This is a genomic window from Polaromonas sp. P3_B4 (assembly GCF_056402835.1).
In genome coordinates this window covers 1537371-1554968 of sequence record NZ_JBFUGQ010000001.1, presented here as the reverse complement: position 1 = coordinate 1554968, position 17598 = coordinate 1537371, and the positions used below count along the sequence as shown (strand labels likewise).

18 protein-coding genes are annotated in these 17598 nt (G+C 59.6%); 7 read left to right on the top strand and 11 right to left on the bottom strand.

The genetic code is table 11. From position 1 onward, the window contains the following. The first annotated feature begins 54 nt into the window (after positions 1-54). Complete coding sequence (locus AC1DVV_RS07460; protein WP_477702271.1) at positions 55-2190, top strand: type IV pilus assembly protein FimV; 2136 nt, start codon at positions 55-57, stop codon at positions 2188-2190. A gap of 69 nt (positions 2191-2259) precedes the next feature. On the opposite strand, the gene AC1DVV_RS07455 is transcribed toward AC1DVV_RS07460, so the two are convergent. The 3 genes from AC1DVV_RS07455 to lexA form a co-directional block, all read right to left on the bottom strand. Beyond that, entirely contained in the window at positions 2260-3267 is a 1008-nt protein-coding gene (locus tag AC1DVV_RS07455; RefSeq protein WP_457280754.1) for a D-2-hydroxyacid dehydrogenase family protein, read from the bottom strand. A 146-nt stretch (positions 3268-3413) separates the two neighbouring features. Further along, positions 3414-3806 carry a hypothetical protein gene (locus tag AC1DVV_RS07450; RefSeq protein WP_477702270.1) on the bottom strand — a complete coding sequence of 131 codons (393 nt, stop codon included), beginning with the start codon at positions 3804-3806 and terminating at the stop codon, positions 3414-3416. Positions 3807-3942: 136 nt separating this feature from the next. Then, on the bottom strand, positions 3943-4647 hold the full coding sequence (gene lexA, locus AC1DVV_RS07445; RefSeq protein WP_457280989.1) for a transcriptional repressor LexA: 705 nt from the start codon (positions 4645-4647) through the stop codon (positions 3943-3945). Between the two features lie 153 nt (positions 4648-4800). Here lexA and AC1DVV_RS07440 point away from each other — a divergent pair, with 153 nt between their 5' ends. Then, complete coding sequence (locus AC1DVV_RS07440) at positions 4801-5757, top strand: asparaginase (protein WP_477702269.1); 957 nt, start codon at positions 4801-4803, stop codon at positions 5755-5757. Positions 5758-5853: 96 nt separating this feature from the next. Here the strand turns inward: AC1DVV_RS07440 and adk are convergent, their stop codons facing one another. From adk to AC1DVV_RS07410, 6 genes are all read right to left on the bottom strand, one after another. After that, positions 5854-6510 (bottom strand): adenylate kinase, encoded by a 657-nt coding sequence (adk, locus tag AC1DVV_RS07435; RefSeq protein ID WP_477648743.1) that lies wholly within the window; start codon positions 6508-6510, stop codon positions 5854-5856. A gap of 186 nt (positions 6511-6696) precedes the next feature. Continuing rightward, complete coding sequence (gene kdsB, locus AC1DVV_RS07430; protein WP_477665948.1) at positions 6697-7455, bottom strand: 3-deoxy-manno-octulosonate cytidylyltransferase; 759 nt, start codon at positions 7453-7455, stop codon at positions 6697-6699. A 37-nt stretch (positions 7456-7492) separates the two neighbouring features. Further along, a complete protein-coding gene (locus AC1DVV_RS07425) occupies positions 7493-7675 on the bottom strand; it encodes a Trm112 family protein (RefSeq protein ID WP_122956562.1) in 183 nt (60 codons plus the stop codon). Continuing rightward, the gene (lpxK, locus tag AC1DVV_RS07420) at positions 7656-8726 is read right to left on the bottom strand and encodes a tetraacyldisaccharide 4'-kinase (protein WP_477665949.1); all 1071 of its coding nucleotides are present in this window, start codon (positions 8724-8726) and stop codon (positions 7656-7658) included. Before lpxK ends, AC1DVV_RS07425 begins: the two co-directional genes overlap by 20 nt. Positions 8727-8748: 22 nt before the next feature. After that, positions 8749-9177, bottom strand: a complete 429-nt coding sequence (locus tag AC1DVV_RS07415) for an ExbD/TolR family protein (RefSeq protein WP_457280760.1) — start codon at positions 9175-9177, stop codon at positions 8749-8751. After that, complete coding sequence (locus AC1DVV_RS07410; RefSeq protein WP_457280990.1) at positions 9174-9812, bottom strand: MotA/TolQ/ExbB proton channel family protein; 639 nt, start codon at positions 9810-9812, stop codon at positions 9174-9176. The genes AC1DVV_RS07415 and AC1DVV_RS07410 overlap by 4 nt, the downstream gene beginning before the upstream one ends. 340 nt (positions 9813-10152) lie before the next feature. Between AC1DVV_RS07410 and xseA the strand changes: the two genes are divergently transcribed. Continuing rightward, positions 10153-11472 (top strand): exodeoxyribonuclease VII large subunit, encoded by a 1320-nt coding sequence (xseA, locus tag AC1DVV_RS07405; RefSeq protein WP_477702790.1) that lies wholly within the window; start codon positions 10153-10155, stop codon positions 11470-11472. A gap of 54 nt (positions 11473-11526) precedes the next feature. Next, positions 11527-12108, top strand: coding sequence for a Fe-Mn family superoxide dismutase (locus tag AC1DVV_RS07400; RefSeq protein ID WP_431096247.1), 582 nt, complete (start codon positions 11527-11529; stop codon positions 12106-12108). 66 nt (positions 12109-12174) lie between these two features. Here AC1DVV_RS07400 and AC1DVV_RS07395 read toward each other — a convergent pair whose 3' ends face one another. Continuing rightward, entirely contained in the window at positions 12175-12612 is a 438-nt protein-coding gene (locus AC1DVV_RS07395) for a DUF192 domain-containing protein (RefSeq protein ID WP_477666040.1), read from the bottom strand. 151 nt (positions 12613-12763) lie between these two features. Continuing rightward, on the bottom strand, positions 12764-13069 hold the full coding sequence (locus AC1DVV_RS07390; protein ID WP_457280763.1) for a hypothetical protein: 306 nt from the start codon (positions 13067-13069) through the stop codon (positions 12764-12766). Between the two features lie 199 nt (positions 13070-13268). Here AC1DVV_RS07390 and icd point away from each other — a divergent pair, with 199 nt between their 5' ends. The 3 genes from icd to clpA all read left to right on the top strand — a co-directional run bounded on the left by icd (position 13269) and on the right by clpA (position 17474). After that, complete coding sequence (icd, locus tag AC1DVV_RS07385; protein ID WP_457280764.1) at positions 13269-14528, top strand: NADP-dependent isocitrate dehydrogenase; 1260 nt, start codon at positions 13269-13271, stop codon at positions 14526-14528. Between the two features lie 162 nt (positions 14529-14690). Next, entirely contained in the window at positions 14691-15068 is a 378-nt protein-coding gene (clpS, locus tag AC1DVV_RS07380) for an ATP-dependent Clp protease adapter ClpS (protein WP_477702792.1), read from the top strand. Between the two features lie 69 nt (positions 15069-15137). After that, positions 15138-17474 carry an ATP-dependent Clp protease ATP-binding subunit ClpA gene (gene clpA, locus AC1DVV_RS07375; protein ID WP_457280766.1) on the top strand — a complete coding sequence of 779 codons (2337 nt, stop codon included), beginning with the start codon at positions 15138-15140 and terminating at the stop codon, positions 17472-17474. Positions 17475-17598 lie beyond the last annotated feature (124 nt).

The window sequence follows — 17598 nt, the reverse complement described above, 5'->3', positions numbered from 1 at the left end:
CTGAATTATGGCTGACCGTATTTGGCAGGGTACCGTGTCAAAATTGCCCACCCCATGAAACTTGCCAAGAAGCCTGTCAAATATCTCCTTGGCGTTCTGCTGATGGGCGTTGCCGTCCACAGCATGGCCTTGTCGCTGGGGCGCATGCGCGGCGCCACCCTTGTCGGACGCCCCCTTGATGTCACTCTGTCGGCGCACCTGGACGGCACGGAAGGGCTGTCTGCAGTCTGTGTGGCGGCAGATGTGTTTTTTGGCGACAGCCAGGTTGCCCAGGACAAGGTACGCGTTGTCACGTCGCAAGGCGCTTCCGGTGAGGCACTGATCCGCATCCGCACAAGCTCAGGCGTCGACGAGCCGGTGGTGACACTCTATGTGCGTGAAGGATGCTTGCAGAAAAACACGCGCAAGTACGTGCTGCTGGCGGAAGTGGCCGGAGAAAACACCAGCCCGATTCCCGTTGTCGGCGGAGAAGCCGTGGCGACTGCCCCTCTGGTGGCGCAGATGCCTGGTGTTGTTGGCGCCGGCGGCAACGCCACAAAGGCACAGGCAGGCTCCGCGCCCTCCAGCCCGGGAAAAGCCCCAAGAGCGAGGTCCGGAAAAGTCCCGCCTGCCGGAGGCAGTGAATTGCGATCGGCTACCTCAGTTGGGTTGCTGCAGGCAACGCCTGCTGTTCGCGGGGCTGGCAAGTCCGCATCCGAGCCGGCGGGCAAGCTCCGTTCTCGCCTGAAACTTGACCCCATTGACCTGGCGGCCGAGCGCGACCCTGTGCTCCGGTCTTCGCCGGAGCTGCTGACGGAGCCCTCAACAGACGCCCAGCAGCGCGCTGCTGCCGCCGCACTGTGGCAGGCGCTTAATGCACAGCCGCAAGACATGGTGCGCGACAGCCAGCGCCTGAAATCCCTGGAAGCCGATGTTGCCGGCATGCTCGCGCGAAGCCAGAAAACCGAAAAAGCCGTGATGGAAATGCGCGGCCAGCTTGAGCAGGCGCGCGGTGAACGCTATAACAACTGGCTCGTATACGCCCTTTACGCCTTGCTGGTCGCCTCCCTTCTTGCGATCCTGGCACTATGGATACGTAGCCGACAGCAAAGCCGTGTCAGCCGGGGATCATGGTGGGGCAAAGGGTTTGCCGAAGACAGCGCGCCTTATGTGACTGAAGGTACGGGTAACACCGGGAAAGCCTTTTTGCGCGGGGCCTCAGAAGCTGAATCGGTGAGCGCCGGGCCTATGCCCGATTCGCTGGTTGATTTCGATCCCAGCGAACCATTTTTCGAGGCGCCGAAAAATACGCCGGCTTCAAGCGCCGTGGCGCGCCCAAGGGTTGCCGAATCCAGATTCCCCTCGGAATTTCTGCCTAGCCTGAGCGGTATCAGCAGCATGCCGCGGATTGTGAATGCCGAAGAGCTGTTTGATGTGCAGCAACAGGCTGATTTTTTCCTGTCGCTCGGCCGGCCCGACAAGGCGGTAGATGTTCTGCGCCACCACATCATGGACAACGTGGAAACAAGCGCGCTCGTCTATCTCGACCTGTTTGACCTCTATCACAGCTTGGGACGCCGGGAGGATTACGACGCGTTGCGCACAGACTTCAACAAGATGTTCAATGCCAAGGTGCCGCCATTCGACGAATACGCGGCGAATACGCACGATCTTGAGTATTACACGGAGGCCCTCTCGCGGATTGAGGCCCTCTGGCCAACGCCCAAGGTACTCGACGTACTTGAAGAGTCCATATTCCGCAAACCGGATTCGCGGGGAGAGGTCTTCAGCCTGGCCGCCTACCGCGAGCTGTTGCTCCTCCACTCGATCGCAAAAAGGATTGTTAGCCGGCCGCCCGGCGACGCCGAAGCACCGGTAAAACCATCGGACGCACCGTCGATTCCGACCATGCCGGATACGCTCCCAAGCGTTGCAGGCTTTGGACCCACCAGCATCCAGCCACTGTCAGCCCGGTTCCAGATCGTGGCGCCTTTGCCGTCTCCTGCCGTGGCAGGTGCAACCGACCCGACGCAGCCTCCCGCTTCCCCCCGGCTTGGCCTTGATATTGATTTGAGTGCAGGTGAGGGCGGGGACCTGGTCCCGTTTCCATCGATCGACGCTGGTGCGCGGCCGCCGCAAGCCGCTGCCAACAATCTCATCGAGTTTGACCTCGACTTTCCGGATTCTTCGGGGCCGACGCAGAAAACTTGAGCGAAGTTTGAGCCTGGCTCGCCGGGAATCCCGGGTTTACGCGCACTTGATCAGGCTGGGCGTGTCACATCAGCGCCGTACTTGCAAGGCCCCCGGGTTGACGATATTGGTGGGCGTGCCCTTGATGAAGTTGACGACGTTGTCAAACGCCGCGCCAAAGTACAGCTCATAGCTGTCCTGTTCAACATAGCCAATATGCGGCGTGCAAATGCAGTTTTCCAGGCGGAGCAGCGCATGGCCTTGCAGGATGGGCTCCGACTCAAAAACATCGATGGCCGCCAGGCCGGGCCGCCCGCGATTGAGGGAGGCGATCAATGCTTCCGGCTCGATCAGCTCCGCCCTTGATGTATTCACCAGCAGGGACGTGGTTTTCATGCGCGACAGGTCTTCCAGCGTGACGATACCGCGTGTCTCTGCGTTGAGTCGCAGGTGAAGGCTCAGTACATCGCTTTGCTCAAAGAATTCGGCTTTGCTGGCCGCGACTTCAAAGCCATCGGCCTGTGCCCGCTCCAGTGATGCGTCGCGGCCCCAAATGACGACACGCATACCGAAGGCCCTGCCGTAGCCAGCCACAATTTGCCCGATCTTCCCGTAGCTCCATACCCCCAATGTCTTGCCCTTGAGGACGGAGCCAATGCCGAAGTTGGGTGGCATCGAAGCTGACTTGAGCCCTGCCTGCTGCCAGGCGCCATGCTTCAAGTGGGCTACATAGTGCGGAATGCGGCGCATGGCGGTCATCACCAGTGCCCAGGTCAGCTCCGCGGGTGCCGTAGGAGACCCAATGCCCTCGGCAACCGCGATGCCGCGTTCTGTGCAAGCCGCGACATCTATATGGCTTCCGACACGGCCTGTCTGGGCAATCAGCTTGAGTTTGGGCAGCTTTTCAATAACTTGCCGGTTGAGCTGGGTTCTCTCCCGGATCAGGACGATGACATCGGCATCCTTGAGGCGGACGGACAGCTGGCCGATGCCTTTAACGGTGTTGGTATAGACCTTGGCGGGGTAGGCCTCCAGCTTGGCTGCGCAGTTCAGTTTCCGCACCGCGTCCTGATAGTCGTCGAGGATCACAATATTCATGCCGATATTGTGCCTGCAAGATTTTTCTTCCTTGCCGCCGGGGTCACTTCCGACTGGGGATTTTGTATCTCAAGGAAACGCACCAGACGGCGCCGCAAAGCGCATAGGCCCGGGCTGAACTTCTGGTGGGAAGCTTGCCGTACCAGTTATCTCAAAGAGGTTTCTCGCTGGCTCATGCGCTCAAGTTCCGCGCAGACGTCGGCCATGCGGCCGGATATCACCATGCGGCCAGCGCACGCTGGGCCGACATTGGAGTCAAACTCACGGACAACTCGCAGCCGGCTGGGTCGGGACGCATTGACAGAGCGTTGGACGGCAAGAGTACCAGTGGCGCGGGCAGACGGGCCGCGCATTGCCGCGAAATCGCCGGAAGCAAAGGGTAGCGCAAGCTGGTGAGATCTGGGCTGCGCGCCGGCTGGCGCGGAAAAACGGCTTGCCCCAGCCATACCCTGCGCCGGCAAAAACAATGACACCAATGCCTGCACGGGTGCCAGCAGGACTGACGACATTGGTGTATGTGAAAAACTGATGATTCCCATGATGAACTCCTGTATGAGAGAGGTTTACACAGGCAGGATTGCAGACTGGCAAATTGCCAGGAAGGCCCCGGCACCAGGGTGTTGGCCATCACAACGGCCAAACGCCCGCCACCTGGTGCGTGGCCAGGTGAACTGCCTACATCAGCATCGTGTTGCGAATGAGGCCGACGGCCAGGCCTTCCAGTTCGAAAGGTTCGCCGGGCTCGACCACAATGGTTTTAAAGTCCGGGTTTTCGGGCAGAAGTTCGATCAGGTGCTTGTTGCGGCGAAAGCGCTTGACGGTCACTTCATCACCCAGCCGGGCCACGACAATTTGACCATTCTTGGCTTCCTTTGATTGCTTGACGGCCAGCAGGTCGCCATCCATGATGCCTGCGTCCCGCATGCTCATGCCGCGAACCTTGAGCAGGTAGTCGGGCTGGCGCTGAAACAGGCTGCTTTCAAAATAATAGGTTTGCTCGACATGTTCCTGCGCGAGAATCGGGCTGCCAGCAGCAACCCGCCCCACCAGAGGTAGGGCGAGTTGGGCCAGGCTTTGCAACGGCAGGGAAAACTGTTTGATTCTGGATTCGTTCAGGCTGCGAAGGGCGTCATTGCGCAAACGTATGCCGCGTGAAGTCCCGCTGACCAGCTCGATGACGCCTTTGCGGGCCAGTGCCTGCAAGTGCTCCTCGGCGGCGTTGGCAGAGCGAAAGCCAAGCTCAGCGGCGATTTCAGCACGGGTGGGCGGGGCGCCCGTGCGCGCGATGGCGCTCTGGATCAATTCCAGAATTTGCTGCTGGCGCGCAGTGAGCTTGGGAGCCTCAGAGGGAAAATGCGGAAAGTTATCGAGTGTGCTCATCACTGTTGCTCCTTGAATCACAACTTCAGCCCGCTTGCGTATTGCCTGTTGCCTGTTGCCTGTTGGCTTTGGGTACGCACGTTGCTGTAGCTGTTTTAATATCCAGTAACTGTATTTTCATCCAGTTTTTAAAAGATTGCAAGTTTACGTTTTATGTATCCTCAAAATATTGTGATTCTGGGCACTGGCGGCACGATTGCCGGGCAGGCTGCGAGTGCGTCGGACAACATCGGCTATACCGCCGCCCAGGTGGGCGTTGAGCAGCTGGTCGTGGCGGTCCCGTCCTTGGCAAGGTACGGCCCCTTGATGACCGAGCAGGTCGCGCAGGTCGACAGTAAGGACATGAGCTTCGAGGTATGGATGCAGCTGGCCAGTCGGGTCAATTACTTTCTGGCCCAGCCGGACGTGCAGGGCATTGTTATCACGCACGGAACGGACACGCTGGAAGAGACGGCATATTTCCTTCATGCGGTGTGCCGCCCCGATAAACCTGTGGTGCTGACCTGCGCCATGCGGCCCGCGACGGCGCTGGTGCCTGACGGCCCCCAGAACATGCTGGATGCCATGGCGGCGGCGCGTCATGCGGGGGCGAGGGGTGTGGTTGCGGTGTGCGCCGGAACCATCCACAGCGCGCTGGACGTGCAGAAAGTGCATACCTACAAGGTTGACGCCTTTGACTCTGGTGATGCGGGGCCGATTGGCTATGTGGAGGAAGGATTCCTCAGGTTAATGCGAAATTGGCCTGAAACCCATGTAGAACGAGCGCAAGCAGCTATTAAAATAATAGCGAACTCCGTGGTTCCGGTCCAGTGGCCGCACGTTGAGATCGTCATGAACCATGCCGGCGCCAGTGGTGCGGTCGTGGACGCGTTGCTGGCGCAGGGTGTTCAGGGGCTTGTAGTTGCCGCCACGGGTAATGGCACCTTGCACCATGCGCTGGAGGCGGCCTTGCTTCGCGCGCGGTCCGCGGGGGTGCGGGTCGTCCGGTCGACAAGGTGCCTCAATGGTCGTATCTTGCCCACACCCGGGGATCTGTTTTCTGATTCGCAGGGGCTGAGCCCCGTGAAGGCGAGAATAGCGATGATGCTCGAGCTGTTGGCGCAAAGCTGAACCCTGCCTTCCGATTTCAGTCTGCCGGGAACTGGAATGAAAAAAGCCGTCAGACTGACGGCTTTGGGGTGCAGATGGACTCGCTGGAGGCTCGATTCAGCCCGCCAGCGCTTTGAACGCGCGGGCGGTGATCTCGTCAACACCGCCCATGCCGCTGATGGCACGGTATTTTGGGGCCAGTTCAGGCTCTGACTTTGCCCAGCTGGAGTAGTACTCAACCAGCGGACGGGTCTGCGCGCTGTAAACCTCCAGGCGCTTGCGGACGGTTTCTTCCTTGTCGTCATCGCGCTGGATCAGCGGCTCGCCGGTCACATCGTCTTTGCCTTCGACCTTGGGCGGATTGAACTTGACGTGATAGGTGCGGCCTGAGGCGGGGTGCGAACGGCGTCCGCTCATGCGCTCGATGATGGCGTCGAATGGTACGTCGATTTCAAGAACGTAATCCAGCTTGACGCCGGCAGACTTCATGGCGTCGGCCTGCGGAATGGTGCGCGGAAAGCCGTCAAACAGAAAGCCCTTGGCGCAGTCGGGCTGGGCAATGCGCTCTTTGACTAAATTGATGATCAGGTCGTCGCTGACCAGTGCACCCGAGTCCATGATTTTTTTGGCTTCAATGCCCAGCTGCGTGCCGGCTTTGACGGCCGCACGAAGCATGTCGCCGGTGGAAATCTGGGGAATGCCGTACTTCTGGCAGATGAAGGTCGCTTGCGTCCCTTTGCCCGCGCCAGGCGCGCCCAACAAAATCAGTCTCATGGATGTCCTCGGATTTTATGAATTCTTGAAGTCAGCCCGAACCGCCGGCCGGTTTCCGCAGGGGCTGCTTGACAGGTATGGAGGGCTGCCGGCACGCCCTGCAGGCCTCACACTTGTGTTTTTCCCAAGGATAGCATGCACCCCTGACAGCAACTTACGAGCCCGCGTCATGCCGGGGAGGGCAGGTCAGGAAAACAGCTTGCGGGCGAGGTCCAGGTCTTCCGGCGTGTCAACGCCCGGCCCAGGCACGTCGCTGGTGATGTGCACGGCGATGCGATGGCCGTGCCACAGCGCCCGGAGTTGCTCAAGGCACTCCAGTTGCTCGAGTGGCGACTGGGGAAGGCGCGGGAACTCCCGCAGAAATCCCACCCGATAGCCGTAAATGCCTACGTGCCGGAGTGGCCGGGGCAGGCTGCTGCCGGCCTCCCACCACGCCTTGCCGGTAAAGTCGCGCGCGGCCGGAATGGGTGAGCGGCTGAAGTAAAGGGCCGTATGGCGCGCATCAAGCACAACCTTGACCACATTGGGGTTGTTCAGGTCGGCCAGCTGCTGGATGGCATGCGCCGCCGTGCTCATGGCGCAGTCCGGGCGCTCGATGAGCAGGCGTGCGACCGCGTCGATCAAGGCCGGGTCAATCAGCGGCTCGTCACCTTGCACGTTCACCACAATGTCGTCGTCCGCGAGTCCCAGCACGCTGCAGGCTTCCGCGAGCCGGTCGCTGCCGCTGGGATGGTCTTCCCGGGTGAGCACGGCGGCGATGCCGAAAGACGCGCATTTTTCGATGATTTCGTTGCTGTCGGTTGCGACGACGGTGCGCAGGGCAGTGCTCTGCATCGCGCGCTGCGCCACACGCACGACCATGGGTGCGCCGCCGATGTCGGCGAGCGGCTTGTTGGGCAGGCGTGTAGAGGCCAGCCTGGCCGGAATGAGGACGGTGAAGCTCATGCTTTCGGGGTCTTGCCTGTGTTTTTCAAGGACCCGTTCACAGGCCGAGCTCTTCGTCGGTCAAGGTCCGCGCTTCGCTTTCCAGCAGCACGGGAAGCCCGTCGCGCACCGGGTACGCGAGGCGGGCGCTGCGGGAAACAAGTTCCTGTTTTTCCCGGTCGTAGTCGAGCGGGCCTTTGGTCACAGGGCAGACCAGCAGTTCAAGCAGTTTGGTGTCCATGGCCTGATGGTAAGGGAGAAATCAAAGGGGCCAGCCGGGCATCGAGTGCGGCAAAGAACGCTGGTTCGGGCGTAAACACCAAAGGCACGGCCAGAACCTCCCTTTGTGACGTGCCCTGCAGGGCAAAAAGCTTGACAGCGTCTTTTTCAGTGCACAGCACCACACGCCCTTTGAGCGCCTCCGCCTCCAGGTCTTGATCGGTGAAGTCATGGTGGTCGGGCAGGGCAGTTGTGGCCTGCAGCGTCAGGCCGGTTTCCCTCAGCATTCCGAAAAATGCTTCAGGGTTGGCTATGCCCGCAAGTGCCGCCAGAGGCCGGCCCCGCAGGCTCGTTAGCGCGACCGGTTCGCCCCGGCCGGAATAAGCTTCGTTGCCCAGTTTGCGACTGGAAACAAACCCTTCAAATGCCGGTTTTTGCCCGGTGTGCAGCACAAAATTCAAGCCAACCCGTTCGCGTGCGGGCCAGGGCTCACGCAACGGGCCTGCCGGTAGCAGCCAACCGTTCCCCACACCTCGGTCGTCGAACACGGCAATCTCGATATCGCGTTGCAGGGCGTAGTGTTGCAGCCCGTCGTCACACACGACTACAGCCGTGCCCGGATATGCGGCAAGCAATGCACGCACGGCGTCTACACGCTTGCCGGCAACAAAAACAGGCGCACCCGTTGCACGCTTGATAAGGGCCGGCTCGTCGCCTGAGAGATGAGGGGATGCGCCGGGGATCACCTCCAGGCAGTCGGTGCCGTGCCTTCCGTAACCGCGGGACACCACCCCTACCAGTACCTGTTGCGCCTGCAGATGTTTCACCAGGGCAATCACCAGCGGTGTTTTTCCGGCGCCGCCGGCGATGACGTTTCCGACCACGACCACCGGAACGCCAAAATGTTCGGACCGGAGAATGTGACGGCGATACAGCACCCACCGCAGCCGCACGACCAGGCCATAGACCTGGGCAAGCGGCCAGAGCAGGCATGCCAGCCAACCCCGTCTGTGCCAGGCATTCTGCAAAATCTGTTTCACGTGATGACTGCCATTTCGCCGCGAAGGCTGCATGGAATGGGCAACCGGCCCCGGCCTATCTGGCCCCGGCCGTTGCGGCGCTTTGCGTTGCAAATGTGATTTGCGTCAGCCCCTGGCGGCGTGCGGCCTCCATGACGGTGATGACGGCTTGATGTGTGGCGTTGGCATCGGCGCTGATGATGATGACGCTTTCCTTGCCGGCTTTCGCTGCTTCGGCAAGCGCGGCTCCCAGCACTTCGATGCCACGGCCTTCCACCAAAGTCTTGTTGACCATGTAGCGACCGTCGCTGCTCACGGCGACGATGACTTCCTTGGGATAGTCGCGCTGTTGTTCGGCGTTGGCGATCGGCAGCTTGACCTGAAGTTCGGTGAACTTGCTATAGGTGGTGGACAGCATCAGGAAGATCAGCACCACGAGCAGCACATCGATGAAGGGGATCAGGTTGATCTCCGGCTCGTCATGAGGATGGGGGCGAAAGTTCATTTTCTGAGGGTATTGAGGTGGCGTACAAAACGCTCGGCCGCCAGCTCCATCGTCAGCAGATATCCGTCCACTCGCGCCCGGAAATAGCGCCAGAAAATCAGCGAGGGAATGGCCACCATCAGGCCGAAAGCCGTGTTGTAGAGCGCAATCGAGATGCCTTGCGCCAACTGGGCAGGGTTGCCGCCGGCGGCATTGCTCACACCTCCGCCACCTGCCTGCGAGCCGAAAATCTCGATCATGCCGATGACGGTACCCAGCAGACCGAGTAAGGGCGCGGCAGAGGCGATGGTTGCCAGGGCTGCCAGGTAGCGCTCCAGCTTGTGGGCCGCCTTGCGTCCCGCGCCTTCCAGCGTGGAACGCAGGTCATCTTCGCTGATCCGTGGATTGGTGTTCAGCGCACGAAAACCGCTGGCAAGCACTTCGCCGAGCAGCGAATTCTGTTCAAGTTGCGCCACCACATCGGGGGAGGGGACGGAGGCGCGGGAGACGGTGATGGCTTCGTCAAGCAGCTTGGCGGGGGCGATTTTTCGGATTTTTAGGCTGGTAAAACGCTCGATAACCAGAGCAAGGGCCAAGACAGAGCAGGCAACCAGGGGCCAAATCGGCCAACCTGCGGCTTGTATGATCGAAAACAATGCACATCTCCAGGCAGTAAGTTGTGGTGGATTATGGCTTACAGAAACTGCCATCTCGTTGCAGCCGAGCCTGATCTGTTAAATGTTCGCAACGTCATCGCGTGTCGGACGTAGCCCACAGAAGCTGTGGATAACTTTGTTAGCAAGTGGAGGCACAGCGGCCTCCAAGCCGCGCCAAATCGTGCATGTGACAGAACGATGAAATTTTGAGCAGAATTAAGTTATTCAAAATCAATGAGTTACACGAATTTATCTCGATATCCGCGGGAAACCAGGGGGTTGAGCCTTGAAGGGCGGCTCTCTGTGGAGTATTACACCCGGATTGCCAAGGGGTTTAGGCGTGTTTGATGCATCGACTCCTTCGGGGAAGCCGCAAGCGGGAGCGCGCGACGCGGGCATTCGGGTATGGCCCGTCGGGTCTTTGCTGAGGGCTATTTCAGACAGCCTTGAAGCCCGGTTTAACCCCGTCGCGGTGCAGGGTGAGATCAGCGGTTTTTCGCGTGCGGCCAGCGGCCACTGCTATTTTTCACTCAAGGATGAACAGGGGCAGGTTCGCTGCGCCATGTTTCGCCGCGCTGCCACGATGCTCGATTTTTCCCCGCGCGACGGCCAATTGGTGGAGTTGCGGGGACGGCTGGGTGTTTATGAGCCGCGCGGTGAGTTGCAACTGGTGGTGGAGTCCATGCGCCAGGCGGGCCAGGGCAACCTTTTTGAACAGTTCCTGCTGCTCAAGGCCAGACTTGAAGCTGAGGGTCTTTTCGACCCAGGCCGTAAAAGGCCTTTGCCTTTGCTGCCCCGCGCCATTGGTGTGGTGACTTCGTTGGGTGCCGCCGCCTTGCACGATGTCATGAGTGCTTTGCAGCGCCGTGTGCCACATATTCCCGTGGTTATCTATCCTGCCAGCGTACAGGGCAGCCAGGCAGCCGGCGAATTGCGCGCCGCTTTGCTCAAAGCCTATCAGCGGCGATCCCAGGACCGCGTGGATGTCTTGCTGTTGGTACGCGGCGGCGGTGCTATGGAAGACCTGTGGGCTTTTAATGATGAGCAACTCGCCCGAACTCTGGTGGAATCGCCCATGCCAGTGATCAGCGGGGTGGGACATGAAACCGACTTCACGATCGCTGATTTTTGCGCTGACGTGCGTGCGCCCACGCCGACCGCCGCGGCAGAACTCTGCGCGCAGCCCCAGGCTGTCTGGCTGGGTGCGCTGGACCTGGCTCTGTCGCGGCTGCAAAACGGTGTAGACCGCCAGCTGGAGTCGCACAACCAGCGCCTGGACTGGGCGGCTTCGCGAATCACCCGGCCGTCGCATCTGGTTACCAGGCAGCATGCCCGTCTGGCCGGGCTCGGCCAGAGCCTGAGCCATGCGGCGCGTTCGGCACTGCAGCACGAACGGCGCAGGCTGCAGGTCTTGGGCAGCGATTTTCCGCACGAAGTGCAAGGCAGCCTGCAACGAGGTCGGCAGCGCGTCGAGCGCGCACAGTTGCGGCTTGAATTACTGGATCCCAAACTGGTCCTGAAGCGCGGTTATGCCTGGCTTGCCGACCTTCATGGGCAGCCCATTACCAGCCAGGAAAATACACACATAGGGCAACCCGTACGCGCTACCCTTGCCGACGGCGAGGTCGATTTGACGGTTTCTGCGCGCAGGCTGATTTAGTTTTTACAATGACATCGTTAAAAGCAGTTTATTCATCACCACGAGGAAAAAATCATGGAACACAAACTCCCCCCGCTACCGTACCCGATCGACGCCCTGGCGCCGCATTACAGCCAGGAAGCCTTTGAATACCACCATGGTAAGCACCACAATGCTTACGTGGTGAACCTCAACAACCTGCAAAAAGGCACTGAGTTTGAAGCCATGACGCTCGAAGAGATCGTCAAGAAATCCAGTGGCGGTGTGTACAACAATGCGGCCCAGATCTGGAACCACACCTTCTTCTGGAGCTGCATGAAACCGGCCGGCGGCGGCGAACCTGGCGGCGCGCTGGCTGCAGCCATCAACGCCAAGTTTGGCTCTTATGCTGCGTTCAAAGAGGCTTTCGTCAAGTCAGCCGTTGGCAATTTCGGTTCCGGCTGGACGTGGCTTGTCAAAAAAGCCGACGGTACGGTTGATATTGTCAACACCGGCCCGGCAGGTACCCCTCTCACCACCGCCGACAAGGCCCTGCTGACGGTGGATGTCTGGGAGCATGCCTACTACATCGACTACCGCAACCTGCGTCCGAAATTTGTCGAAACCTTCCTCTCCAATCTGGTGAACTGGAGTTTTGCCGAGGCCAACTTCGCCTGAGGCGAGAAGCCTTCGCCCACGAAAAAGCCGACATGAGTCGGCTTTTTTTGTTTTAAAAGCGAGAAATCAGCGCTTCGCCTCGAAAATCGGGCCGCCCAGTTTGCTGCCGGCCTTGATGCGTTTTCGCGCAAACCAGCCCTTGTTCATTTCCAGGACAAAGCGCACGGGTTGGGCAGAGCAGTGTGGGTCTGTGGTTTGAGGTTTCATGTCGGCGAGGTTCACGATGGTGCCGTCATCCGCCACAAAGGCGGCGGTCAGTGGCAGCAAGGTGTTTTTCATCCAGAAGCACTGCTGGGCTGGCTGCTCGAAGATAAAAATCATGCCTTCCTGTTGCGGCATTTCCTTGCGGAACATCAGGCCGATTTGCCGCTGTTCCGGCGTGAGGGCCACCTGTGCCTCAATCAGGTGCATGCCGGCCGACAGCTTGACGCGCTGTAAATTCATCTGGGGGCCGTCCTGCGCCGAAGCACCCAGGGGCACGAACAAGGCGGCAACAGCCAGCATCTGGGTGAGGCCCTTGAACGCCCCACGAAAAAAGACAGTACCGGGTTCGAAAAACATAGAGTCACCACGCATGAAGTTGATCGGCCAGCATAAACGACGCGCATAAAAAATGCCCGCACGCGGCGGGCATTTTGACCGAAGTCACCAGGAATTACTTCTTGGCTTCAGCTTTTGCTTTTTTGGCGGCAGCAGCTTCGGCTTTCTTGGCTGCAGCGGCTTCAGCTTTTGCTTTCTTGTCAGCAGCAGCTTTTTCTTTCTTTGCGGCCTTGGCAGCAGCTTTTTCTTCTTTGGTCATTTTGGCTGGCTTTGCTTCAGCTTTGGCTTCTGCTTTTGCAGCAGGAGCGGCTGGCGTTGCGGCAACAGCTGGCTTGGCTGGGGTAGCCGCAGGAGCGGAAGCTTGTGCGAAAGCACCAGCAGCGAAGAGGCCAGCGATCAAAGCAGCGAGGATTTTGTTCATTTGGAATTTCCTTTGATAACGTTATTGGAAAAAATACCCCGAACTTCTCGGAGGCCCTACCGTAACGAGGCCGGTTCCAAAGCCGTTGACACGATGCCCCCAAATTCTTTTGCTGTACGGTTTTACGGCTAGAATTTAGGGGTTTTTACCTAACTGTTGCGTGGCGTGCCCTTGGACGCCTTGCGCTTACCGGAGACTTTTGTTCATGTATCAGCACATCAAGGTGCCTTCCCAAGGCCAAAAAATCACTGTCAATGCCGACAACTCGTTGAACGTACCTGACGAACCCATCATTCCGTTCATTGAAGGCGACGGCACCGGCGCAGACATTACGCCGGTGATGCTGAAAGTGGTTGATGCTGCTGTTGCCAAAGCCTACGGCGGCAAGAAAAAGATCCACTGGATGGAAGTGTTTGCCGGTGAAAAGTCCACCAAGGTCTATGGCCCGGACGTCTGGCTGCCAGAAGAAACCCTGCACGCTGTTCGTGACTACGTCGTGTCGATCAAGGGTCCGCTGACGACCCCTGTGGGCGGCGGCATCCGCAGCCTGAACGTGGCGTTGCGCCAGGAGCTGGATCTTTACGTCTGCCTGCGCCCCATCCAGTATTTCAAGGGCGTTCCTTCGCCCGTCAAAGAGCCTGAAAAGACCCACATGGTCATCTTCCGCGAAAACTCGGAAGACATCTACGCCGGTATCGAGTTCGAGTCCGGCAGCGACAAGGCCAAAAAACTCATCAAGTTCCTGCAGGACGAGATGGGCGTCAAGAAGATTCGCTTCCCGAACACCTCCGGCATCGGCATCAAGCCGGTTTCCAGCGAAGGCACCGAGCGCCTGGTGCGCAAGGCCATCCAGTACGCCATCGACAACGACAAGCCCAGCGTGACCATCGTGCACAAGGGCAACATCATGAAGTTCACCGAAGGCGGCTTCCGTGACTGGGCTTATGCCCTGGCCAAGAAGGAATTCGGCGCCGTGGAAATTGACGGCGGCCCATGGATGAAGTTCAAGAACCCCAAGACCGGCAAGGAAATCACCGTCAAGGACAGCATCGCCGATGCTTTCCTGCAGCAGATCCTGCTGCGTCCCGCTGAATACAGCGTGATCGCCACCCTGAACCTGAACGGCGACTACGTGTCCGACGCGCTGGCTGCCCAGGTCGGCGGCATCGGCATCGCCCCCGGCGCCAACCTGAGCGACACCGTCGCCATGTTTGAAGCCACCCACGGTACTGCGCCCAAGTATGCTGGCAAAGACTACGTGAACCCCGGCTCCGAGATCCTCTCGGCCGAAATGATGCTGCGCCACATGGGTTGGACCAAGGCTGCCGACCTGATCATCAGCTCGATGGAAAAATCCATCGACTCCAAGAAGGTCACTTATGACTTCGCCCGCCTCATGGAAGGCGCAACCCAGGTCAGCTGCTCCGGCTTTGGCCAGGTCATGATCGACCACATGTAAAGCTGGCTCAGCCGGTTTTTCCGAGAACCGCCCGGGAGCAATCCCGCGGCGGTTTTTTTCTTGGCCACGGAAAAGGAAAAAAATCACGCTTGAATGTCGCGTTCCCGCCACCAATTTCCCTATCAGGCGCACTGGACTACATCGGTGGCTAGAATGAATTCCATGGCAACCAAGTCTCCCAAATCCCCCAACTCTCCGGTGCAGCCCCCAGCACCGGCTATCAAGCCTGATAACGGCAATGGGGGAGAGTCGGTCGTATTGGAGCGCCGGCCGCAAAAGACCAAGCCCCCGCAGATGTACCAGGTGGTCCTGCTCAACGACGACTACACCCCCATGGAGTTCGTGGTGGTGGTGATCCAGGAGTTTTTCAACAAGGACCATGACACCGCCACGCAGATCATGCTGAAGATCCATCTGGACGGCAAAGGTGTCTGTGGCGTGTTTTCCAGGGACGTAGCGGCGACCAAGGTGGACCAGGTCACCGAAGCTGCCCGGAAAAACGGCCATCCGCTGCAGTGTGTCAGTGAGCCCATTGAATAATCGTAAATCCGGCCAATATTCCCTTCATAAGTCAGTAGAGTTAACCCAAGCAAGCCGAAAGGAAGATCAATGATTGCCCAGGAACTAGAAGTCAGCTTGCACATGGCGTTTGTCGAGGCGCGTCAGCAGCGCCACGAGTTCATCACCGTTGAGCATCTCTTGCTTGCCTTGCTGGACAACCCCAGTGCAGCCGAGGTATTGCGCGCCTGCTCAGCCAATGTGGACGACTTGCGCAAGTCGTTGGCCAATTTCATCAAGGACAACACCCCGCAGGTCGCCGGCACCGACGATGTCGACACGCAGCCCACGCTGGGCTTCCAGCGCGTGATCCAGCGCGCCATCATGCACGTGCAGTCCACCGGCAATGGCAAGAAGGAAGTCACCGGCGCCAATGTGCTGGTCGCCATTTTTGGTGAAAAAGACTCCCACGCCGTGTATTACCTCCACCAGCAGGGCGTAACCCGCCTGGACGTGGTGAATTTCATCGCGCACGGCATCAAGAAGAGCGATCCACCCGAGCCAGCCAAGGCCGGCGAGAGCGCCGCCGAGAACGAAGAGGGCGGCGAGAAGAACGAAAAAGCCTCACCGCTTGAACAATTCACCGTCAACCTGAACCAGCTCGCCAAGGACGGCAAGATCGATCCGCTGATCGGCCGCCAGTATGAAGTCGAGCGCGTCATTCAGATTCTCTGCCGCCGCCGCAAGAACAACCCGCTGCTGGTCGGTGAGGCCGGTGTGGGTAAAACCGCGATTGCCGAGGGCCTGGCCTGGCGCATCACGCAAAAAGACGTACCCGAGATCCTGGCCGAAGCCAATGTGTACTCGCTCGATATGGGCGCATTGCTGGCCGGCACCAAGTACCGCGGTGACTTCGAACAACGCCTGAAGGGCGTGCTCAAGGCATTGAAGGACAAGCCCAACGGCATCCTGTTCATCGACGAAATCCACACCCTGATCGGTGCCGGTGCGGCCTCGGGCGGGACGCTGGATGCGTCCAACCTGCTCAAGCCGGCGCTGTCCAGCGGCCAGCTCAAGTGCATCGGCGCGACCACCTTCACCGAATACCGCGGTATCTTCGAAAAAGATGCGGCCCTGTCGCGCCGCTTCCAGAAGGTCGATGTGGTCGAGCCGACCGTGCAGGAAACGGTCGACATCCTCAAGGGCCTGAAGTCGCGCTTTGAAGAGCACCACAGCGTCAAGTACGCCGTGGCTGCCCTGCAGGCTGCCGCCGAGCTCAGCGCCAAGTACATCAACGATCGCCATCTGCCCGACAAAGCCATTGACGTGATCGATGAAGCCGGCGCTGCCCAGCGCATCCTGCCCGCGTCCAAACGCAAGAAGATCATCACCAAGGCCGAGGTCGAAGAGATCGTGGCCAAGATCGCCCGCATCCCGCCCGCCAATGTCTCCAACGACGACCGCGGCAAGCTGCAGACGCTCGAGCGGGACCTGAAAAGCGTGGTCTTCGGCCAGGACAAGGCCCTTGAAGTGCTGGCCTCTGCCGTCAAGATGGCGCGCTCCGGCCTGGGCAAGGACGACAAGCCGATCGGCTCCTTCCTGTTCTCCGGCCCCACTGGCGTCGGCAAGACGGAAGCTGCCAAGCAACTGGCCTACATCATGGGCATCGAGTTGATCCGCTTCGACATGTCCGAGTACATGGAACGCCATGCCGTGAGCCGCCTGATTGGCGCGCCTCCGGGTTACGTCGGTTTTGACCAGGGTGGCTTGCTGACTGAGGCCATCACGAAGAAGCCGCACGCCGTGCTGCTGCTTGACGAGATCGAAAAGGCGCACCCGGACATCTTCAACGTGTTGCTGCAGGTCATGGACCACGGCACGCTGACGGACAACAACGGGCGCAAGGCCGATTTCCGCAACGTCATCATCGTCATGACCACCAACGCCGGTGCCGAGACGATGAACAAGGCGACCATTGGCTTTACCAACCCGCGCGAGTCCGGCGACGAGATGGCCGACATCAAGCGCCTGTTTACGCCCGAGTTCCGCAACCGCCTGGACGCGACTGTCAGCTTCAAGGCGCTGGACGAAACCGTCATCCTGCGCGTGGTCGACAAATTCCTGCTGCAGCTCGAAACGCAACTGGCCGAGAAGAAGGTGGAAGTCACCTTCACCGATACGCTGCGCAAGTACCTCGGCAAGAAGGGCTTTGATCCGCTGATGGGCGCCCGCCCGATGCAGCGCCTGATCCAGGACACGATCCGCCGTGCGCTGGCCGACGAGCTGCTATTTGGCCGGCTGACCGACGGTGGCCGCCTGACGGTGGACATGAAGGTCACGACGGACGAGAAGGGAGTTGAGACCGGAGAAGTCCAGCTCGACATCCAGCCGCTGCCGAAGAAGGAAGGTAAAGCCAAGCCGGAAGCCGAAGCGGCAGAAACCAACTGACCATTCGCTGATCGAGCCGATCCAGCGGCGCGGATAGTTTCCGCGCACCCAAAAAAGGCCGCTAGCATCACGCTATCGGCCTTTTTTCATTTCGCCCGCGCCCCAACCCCAGAGACACCCCGCT